Below are 6684 nucleotides of genomic sequence, written 5' to 3'. Positions count from 1 at the left end.
ACGGCGTCACGCTGTCGATCTCGGCCAGGAAGCGGTCGCGCCGCGTCAGTTTCTTCTTGGCGGCGTATTCAAGGTCGGAAAAGCTCTTTTGCATGATTGATGGCGAACAGTCAGGATGCCGTTATTGTCTCAGGTAGGTCCGCCGCAGGGAACGGTGTTTGATGAATAAATCAGTGGCTCCCTAGAGAATCACGGGGACGGCCAGACACTTTCCAGCTACCTTTGAGCTTGCGTTCCATCAAGGCCGGCAAAGTTCTGGCGCCGGGCGCGCTCGTATGGGGCGTCACAAATCCATGAAACTGACAGGCGCCACGTCGACGCGCATGACCGGATACAGATTCAGCCGCTCATCCCACGAGGCGTGGCGGCGGGCGAAAAACTCCAGGCGCGCGCGCGGATTCTTTGCAAACTCGGGCTCGTCGGCCAGCTTCTGCCGGAACTGCGCCGCCAGCGCCGGGTCGGCCGCCAACTGCGCGCGCGCCACATCCTCGGCCACATAGTCCTCCATGTATTCCTTGCGCTCGAACGCCGTGTTGAAGCTGCCCCAGGCCAGCAGCGAGTCAGGCGCGCGCGGCTCGAGCAGCGCCATCACCAGGCGCGCCTTCGGCTGGTTGACGGGCACGTACAGCACGCAGCTATCGACCAGGCGCACTTCCTTCTGCCATTCACCCTGTACCGCCACCGTCTGGCGTCCTTCGAACGACTGCGCGCCAAACTTCACCTGCGTGGCGCGGAAGATTTCCACATTCTGCCGGGAGAGGAAGCCGGTCATTTCATTGTAGGCGATGCCGTGCTGGCGCAACTTGGCACCCACCATCTTCGCCTGCGCGCATGGCACCAGGTAGCCGGCCTTCGGCGCGGTCACCTGCAGGTCAGGCACGATCTCGTCGCGCAGCGGCACGTTCCAGATTTGCGGCGTCTTGTCGTCATAGCGCGTCATCAGCGCGCCTGACACTTCGGACGGCGTGCGCGTATAGGCATAGCCGCGAAATGCGATCATGCGGCTTTTCTCAGTGGTTTTATACGTGAGCGGCAAGGTGCTGCCGGCCATCTGCGCGGCGCGCGCGTCCGCCTCGAGCGCCGTTTGCCGCCACTGCGCTCCATGCTGGGCCACTTGCGATAGCAGCGAGACGATGGTGTTGCGCGTGATGCGCACGCGGGTCGCGTAGTCCTTCCACGAGTGGGTTTCCACCAGTACGCCGAAACGGTTACGCAAGAGGAAATAGCCGTGCGAAAAGCGCGGGTTCGGCGTCGAATCGACAAAACCCGACTGCGGATTGTCTTCTTCGGCAAACGACATGTAGAACGGCTTCGGATCAGAACCCTGCTTTGCCAGGTCGGCCAGCACACCGTCGCGCAGCGCCGTTCCCGCCGCGCGCAAGGCCGCATCGCCCGCATGCACGGGTTCGACCTGGATCGAGATATCGGGTTCAAACTGCGCGCCGTCCGTCACGTGCAAGTCGACATACGCCAGCGGATCCCAGGCGTTCACCAGCGCCAGCATGTGCTGCATCTCGGGCGTATCGGCCTTCATGTATTCGCGGTTCAGATTGTAGTTTTGCGCCGTGCTGCGCCAGCCCATTTCCACGGGACCGCGCTGGTTCGGCCGGTTCCACTGGCCGAAGCGCTCATGGCCGTCGACATTGAAGACCGGCACGAACAGCAGCACCTGCTTGTCCAGCGCGCCAGGCGCTGCCTTGCCTTCCAAAACTTCGCGCAGGGCCAGGAAACCCGCATCCTTGCCGTCGATTTCCCCCGCATGGATGCCGCCCTGTACCAGCAGCACGGGTATCTTGCGCAGCTTGGCCACGTCCGGCGTCAGCGCGCCCGAGTTGGAAACGGCCAGCGCCAGCATGGGGCGGTTTTCCGGCGTGCGGCCAAATTCAAAGCAGCGCACCTGTTTCGGATGGTGGACCTCGAAGCGCCGGCACAAGGCTTCCACTTCCTCGTAGCGGCCCGTACTCTTGAAACCCGAGTACTCGGCCGCCGTCTTCAGGGAAAACAGCCGCATATCGCGCGCGGCATGCGCGTTGACGGCAAACAGGGAAAACACGGCAGCGGACAGCAGGGCATGGCGTAGCATCGGGCTAGCTCCATCAAGAGGGACAAGCGGGCAATTATAGAGGTGCAGTCCGGTAAAAACGCGTTGGCAAATAAAAAAGCCGGAACAGCGTCAGCTGCTCCGGCCTTGCTCTGGCAAGCGTGAACTACGAGCCAAAATGGTAGTTGAATTCGACCCATCCCTGGCGTCCCTGCGGGCTGTAGCTGCCCACCGGGTAGTACGGCCAGCCGCCGCTGTCGTCGCGCTTAATCTTGTCGAACACGTTGTTGACAATCAGCGACAAGGTGGCGCGGTCGTTGATACGGTACACGGTGCTGATGTTGGCCAGCGCCGTCGGCGTCAGGTAGCCCGTACCGGCGCCGTTCGGGATCTTGCCGTAGCGGCTGACCAGCAAGGTGTTCGACCAGTCGCCCGCGCTCCAGTTCACGCTCAGGTTCAGCTTATCGGGCCAATCCATGTTCGTCAGCGATTTCGTCTCGTCGATCTCTTCGTCGCCGACGAATTGCTGCGACTTCTTGCTCAGCACCTTGGCGTAGTTGGCCTTGAAGGCGAAACGGCCGTAGTCTGTCGTGCGCAGCAAATACTTCAGGCTCACGTCGATGCCGCTGCTGCTCTGCTTTGCCGCATTGATCGGATTGACGGTGATGGTCTTGATCTCGCCAGCGCGGTTCAGGGCATTGGCCGCGAAACGCTCGACGCGGCCCAGGGTATCGGCGCAGGTAGGCGAATTGATGTCGAGCTTGCCCAGGCGGCAATCGGCTTCGTCGCGCAGGATCTTGTCGGCACTGAGGTTCGTCACCAGGTCATCGATCTTGATGTTCCAGTAATCGACGGAGACGTCGAAATTGGAACTTGGCGACCAGACGGCGCCCACGCCGAAGGACTTGCCTTTTTCCGACTGCAGGTCGCGGCTGCCATTCTGCACGTAATCGGCGCCCGGCGACTTGCTGGCGAATTCGCACTTGTCGATGGCCTGGCCGGCCGCGTTGCAACGGTAATAATCGGTGGTACTCGAATAGTAGCCGGTACCGCGTGCCTTGTAGATGTAGTTCATGTCCGGCGCGCGGAAGCTGGTGGCATAGTTGGCGCGGAACAGCAGCTCCGGTGCCGGGCGCAGTTCCAGGCCACCGTTGTAGGTGAACTTGCCTTCATGGCGGCCGGCAAAGCTGTAGCGGTCGTAACGGCCGGCCAGGGTACCGGTCAGCTTTTCATGCAGCGGCAGATTCACTTCCGCCCCCAGCGCATAGCGGGTACGCGTGCCGGCCGTGATATCGGACCTGGTGGCGACGTTGAAGTAACCGTCGTTCAGGCGCGCATCGGGCACATTGCTGAAGCCCTGCTTGCCCACTTCGGCGATGGTGGCGATCTTCGCCGCGCCAGCGGGCAGCTGGAACAGGTCGCCATTCGTGGCCAGGCTCAGGGTATTCGTCCAGGCCTTGTCATCGCTATTGGCATTGCCCGTGATGCTGTCGAATTCGGCCGCCGTCACGCGGCGCGACAGGCGGGCCGGATCGGGTGCGTAAATCGGCACGCCGGCAGCGTCGGTGCCCAGTTTTGGTCCCAGGAAGAAGCTGTCGATATTGGCCAGCGCGCGCTGCGTGTGGCTTTCGCTCTTGTACACCGAGGCGTTGTAGTTCGCTTCATACTGCCAGGATGACGTGCCGGGAATGCGGCCCTTGGCGCCCAGCGAGATGGCCGTGGCCAGGTCGTCCCACTTGCGGTTGTAGCGCTCCACGCCGCCCATTTCCTCGGGCGATATATAACGCGTCCACGCTTCGTAGCGATTCGTATTCTGGTTGCGGAAATAGCTGCTGCCCGTCGACGACGACGTCCACGTTGGGCCGCGCGTGTTGTTCTCGGTCGAGTTCTTGCCAATCAGAAAGTCGGCGAACAGGGTCGTTTCCGCCGACAGCTCATAGTTGGCGCTACCGAACACGTTCTGGCTGCGGTTCTTGGTTTGCGTGGTCCAGTAAGTGGGGCCAACTTTCGGGCTGGCGCAATAGCTGCCGTTCTTCGCCTGGTACTTGACGACGCTGCCGCCGAACAAGTCGCCGAACTGATTGCAGGTATCGCCCAGGTCCACGTAGCTGCCGGAGGTGCCCGCTTTTACCACGCGGCGCGACGCGATATTCGTCGGCGTGCCCGAACGGGTAGCCATGAAGTCGCGCTGCAGGCTCGACAGTGGATCGCGCTGGCTCAGCTCCACGCTGAACAAGGTATGCAACTTGTCGAAATTGCCGCCGCCCGTCAGCTGCACGCGCTGGTTGCCGGCGCCGCCACGCGTGGTGCCGCCCGCCTTGACATTGATATCGAAACCTTCCGTCTGTTTTTTCAGGATGACGTTGACCACGCCGGCAATCGCGTCGGAACCATAGATAGCCGAAGCGCCGCCGTTGAGTATCTCGATGCGGTCGACAATGCTAGACGGGATATTCGCCAGGTTGGTGAAGTTGACCGTGCCTTCGTAGGCGACAGGGAAGTCGGCCAGGCGGCGGCCGTTCAGCAGGATCAAGGTGTGGTTCGGGCCCAGGCCGCGCAAGCTGATGGTATTGGCCGACGGCGTGAACGTATTGCCGAAGTCTTCGCCTTGCGTAAAGCCGCTGTTCTGTACCTGGTTGGTCAGCGCATCGAAGACGTTCTTGTACCCTTGCTTGGTGATTTCATCGCCGGTCAGGATGGTGACGGACGATGGTCCCTCCAGGCTGGCGCGGGGAATCCGCGAACCGGTGACCACGACGGCTGGCGGGGTGGCCGCCGGCTGCTGATCCGCTGCGGGCGCTTGCGTTTGCGCGTGCGCCTGCCACGCGGAACCACCCAGGATGGCCAGTACGGCGACGGTGAGCGGTGGTAACTTGAATTGTATAGGCATTTTGCGCTTCTCAAGGTTAGGGAGAAGGCGAAAGATATCAAAATGCCAGCAATTACAGAACGAATGGATTCATCTTTCTATATATCAAAATTGTTATATAGAAAGATTTATGAGCAGGAATCCGCCAGGCGTCGAGGCTGGATCATGGCAGAAACATGCGCCTTAACGACGCATGATGGCAATTTCCTTGTAAGACGGCCGCAACAGGCGCGTGGCCGTGTCGGCCGGACTCTCCATCGAACTCAACAGTCTGATGGCGCCCGTGGCTGGCGTGCAGCTGCCGCTGCTGCGGTAGCGCAGCGCCGCCGCCAGCATGCCTTCGGCCGCGTCGCCCAGCTGGTGCTGGTAATCGTCCGCCACGTCGCAAGTCGGCGCCATGCCATCGGCAAAGTCGCCAAAGCCCTTGGCGTTGACACCCTGGAACTGCACGGCGAAATACGTGGTGCCGCAATTCGGCGTGGGATAGAAACCGTAGGGCTTGCCGCACGTCGTGCCGCCGATCAGGTTGACCTGTACGTCCACGCCACGCAAGCCGTTGATGATGGCTTCGCTGGCCGAACAGGTATTGCCGGTCGTCAGCAAGGTCACCCGTTTGAGCCCCAGCGAGGGCAAGGGCGTGCCCTTGGCGAGGGGATTCGGGCCGCCGAAGCCCTGGCTTTGCGCATGGAACGGCACGGGCGCTTCCGGCCGCGTCTTGTCATTGGCCAGTACCTGCTCGAAGGTCTTGCCGGCAGTGACTTGCGGGCCGGCAATCATGTAAGCGAGTTCACTGGCGACATCCAAGTAACCGCCGCCGTTGTAGCGCACATCGAGCACCAGGTCGCTGATGCCGGCAGCCTGGAAGCGGCGCATGGTCTCGACCAGTTGGCGTTCGGCCACGTTGTTATGCGTATTGAAGGTCAGGTAGCCCACCTTGCCCGTGGGCGTGTCGATGATGCGCTCGTTTTGCACGGCGCTGGTGCTGACCTCCACCGCCGTCAGGCTCACGGAGAGGGGCGCCCCATTGCGGCTGAACGCCAGCGTGTGCGTGCCTTGCGCTGCCGGGAACAGGCCCGCGTTGATGATCTTCACGCTGGCTGTGTCCGCGGCATTGACGAAATCGACGCCATCGACGGTTTGCAGCACGTCGCCGCGCCGCAAGCCCGCCAGTGCCGCCGGCGAGCCTGGCTCGATGATCGAGATCACGGCCTTGCGCGGTGGCGCTTGCCGCGTCATGGCCAGCAGCATGCCGTAGCCCAGTTCCACGCCATTGAGGGAGGCTTCCCATTCGGCCGTCGAATACGTGAAATGGAACTGGTCCTTCGGTTTGCCGGACGCCGTCGTGGCCGTCGTTTTCAGCACATCAAAATACGCCTTGGCCGTGCTGAAGCGTTGCGGCAGGTAGGTGGTCGGCACTTCGCGGTACCACAGATACATTTCATCGATCCAGCTGCGCACCCACGTCTGTTCATCGAGCAAGGTGCCCGGTTTGTCGATGCTGCTGCCGCTGCGCGGCGCCTCGCAGCGGTTCGCCACCGTGGATGAAGCGACCAGCGCCGTGGGGCCCGTCGGCGTCACCGGTGGCACGACGGCCGTGCTGTCGCTGCTGCCTCCGCCTCCGCCGCAGGCACTCAACACAAATACGAGGGTAACAGCGAGGGAGTGAGGGCGCAGGGAAGGCATGACGAACTTTCCGAAAAGAAATTATCGAAAAATTATAATGTGTTTTGCAAACAGGCGTTGTTTTCTTTAACACAAAAAAATGGCGCCCGCA

The 6684-nt window shown here is 61.7% G+C and carries 3 protein-coding genes; all 3 read right to left on the bottom strand.

Features of this window, described 5'->3' with window-relative positions; translation table 11 throughout:
* Positions 1-283 precede the first annotated feature (283 nt).
* The 3 genes from ACQ4WS_RS15175 to ACQ4WS_RS15165 all read right to left on the bottom strand — a co-directional run bounded on the left by ACQ4WS_RS15175 (position 284) and on the right by ACQ4WS_RS15165 (position 6593).
* Entirely contained in the window at positions 284-2083 is a 1800-nt protein-coding gene (locus ACQ4WS_RS15175; protein WP_436477519.1) for a M14 family metallopeptidase, read from the bottom strand.
* A 124-nt stretch (positions 2084-2207) separates the two neighbouring features.
* Positions 2208-4931, bottom strand: a complete 2724-nt coding sequence (locus ACQ4WS_RS15170; protein ID WP_436477517.1) for a TonB-dependent receptor plug domain-containing protein — start codon at positions 4929-4931, stop codon at positions 2208-2210.
* 162 nt (positions 4932-5093) lie between these two features.
* Positions 5094-6593 carry a S41 family peptidase gene (locus ACQ4WS_RS15165; RefSeq protein WP_436477516.1) on the bottom strand — a complete coding sequence of 500 codons (1500 nt, stop codon included), beginning with the start codon at positions 6591-6593 and terminating at the stop codon, positions 5094-5096.
* Positions 6594-6684: the final 91 nt, after the last annotated feature.

Origin of the sequence: Janthinobacterium leeuwenhoeki, from assembly GCF_051380795.1 — a bacterium.
GTDB lineage: Bacteria > Pseudomonadota > Gammaproteobacteria > Burkholderiales > Burkholderiaceae_D > Janthinobacterium.
The sequence above is the reverse complement of the archived record's forward strand: the minus strand, read 5'-3'. Positions and strand labels throughout refer to the sequence as shown.

Coding starts and splice junctions, on each gene's coding strand:
- ACQ4WS_RS15175 (WP_436477519.1), bottom strand. CDS start 2,083: ATGCTACGCCATGCCCTGCTGTCCGCTGCCGTGTTTTCCCTGTTTGCC.
- ACQ4WS_RS15170 (WP_436477517.1), bottom strand. CDS start 4,931: ATGCCTATACAATTCAAGTTACCACCGCTCACCGTCGCCGTACTGGCC.
- ACQ4WS_RS15165 (WP_436477516.1), bottom strand. CDS start 6,593: ATGCCTTCCCTGCGCCCTCACTCCCTCGCTGTTACCCTCGTATTTGTG.